The 1,529-nt window shown below is 49.3% G+C and carries 1 protein-coding gene; it reads right to left on the bottom strand.

Going from position 1 to position 1,529, the window contains the following annotated elements; translation table 11 throughout:
• Positions 1-4: 4 nt before the first annotated feature.
• The gene (gene tnpC / locus ACTVJH_RS15825; RefSeq protein ID WP_455992852.1) at positions 5-1,462 is read right to left on the bottom strand and encodes an IS66 family transposase; all 1,458 of its coding nucleotides are present in this window, start codon (positions 1,460-1,462) and stop codon (positions 5-7) included.
• Positions 1,463-1,529: the final 67 nt, after the last annotated feature.

The following is a 1,529-nucleotide window of genomic DNA, read 5'->3' as shown; positions in this document are numbered from 1 at the left end:
GTAACTACTCACCCCCACCATCTTTGAGTCCTGGAATTTTGCCTTCCAAGGCCAGCTGGATGGCGACAAGGGGATTGAGGCCCTGATTTGCCATTGTCTGGAGATAGCTTGAAATTCGGCAGTAAGCTTCTGCATATTGTTTACGCCGAAAACAACCGGATACTTTCTGCTTTACCTTTGCCATACGGAGATCCCTTTCGGCCCTGTTGTTGGTGAATGGGACATGTGGCTCTTTGGCAAACAACAAGACCGCGGTTTCGTATTTTTTCAGCCGCCCCCAAAGATTATGGGCATCGGACTTGGCCATTTTGCCACGCCTGCCTTTCGGCTTGGGAGGGATCTCCGGCAGTTCCTTGTTCCCTCGAGTGAGGATGTTGCGATAGCGCTTTTGCAGGTTGGCATACTCTCTGGCATCAAGGCATTTTGTTTCTCGTTTTGCAACGGTACGGCACGTCTCCAGCAACAGTCTTTTTATGTTTTTGGCCCACCTGTATTGGTTGGATTCGACCATAAACGTCAACTCCCTCAGTAGATGAGAGCCGCAAAGTCCATGCCCACAATGGTCGTATGAAAGATATGATGCCCAGCAATCATGGATAATTACCCCGCCATATCTTGGGATGATATCAATACCGACAATGGCCTCTTTGCCCCGTTTACGATGAAGCATTTTCAAGGTGGTTTCACCGGATGAGTACACGTGAATCCAGTATTTTTGCTTCTCAATCCTGAACGAAGTCTCATCAACGTGAACCGAAGGAGCATTCAGGGTATTTCGTATGGCTGCGGTTTCCCAAGACTCAAGTGCCAGATGAAGACGAAGTACAAACTTGAGCAGGCTGGCCTCTGAAATGACCGTGCCGATCATTGCGGCAACCTGTTTTTGAACTCGATTCAGGGCTACCATCTGAGAAATGATCAGATGAATGATAAAAGCCTTGAGTCCGTTCCCATACTGAAGGTTCCCCGGCATATCTTTTGGGAACTCGCCTTTGACCCGGGAACCGCAGTTCGGGCAATGCTTGATCTCGGCATCGACATGCTCGACGACCTTCTCGTAAACGATATCTATTTTAGTACGTCTTTCATGCTCGCTGGGGGCTACGTCATTCAGGGCATTGCCACAGACATCGCAGGTCGCGACTTCGACAACGGTAACGTTCTCTCGTACGCGGGTATTGTTGACATTCCCAGCAACATCCTTCCCTTTGCCCTTGGCACCGGGATTTCCGGTAGAAGTCTGGTCAGGCTCTGTTTGAGAAGAGGGGATACTGGAGTTTTTGTTGTTTTTGCGAGTCGTTTTTTCAAGAAAGATGGACAGGATCAGGTCGACAACGACCAACAAGCTGTTCATCACGAGCTTGACTTCCTGCGTCACCTTGCCGTCAGCGCAGAGTTGTTCGAACTCCTGTTTTACGCGATCCACTTCTTCGCGAACACTTTTTTTGTTCATCGTTGCCATGGCCCGTACTATAACACAGGTTTTTTCGACCCTCTGAGATGGCCTGTGCTGGACGAACTAGACGTCT

Source organism: Desulfoplanes sp. PS50 (genome assembly GCF_053851535.1).
Note: the sequence above shows the minus strand (reverse complement) of the source record. Positions and strands in the feature narration are given on the sequence as shown.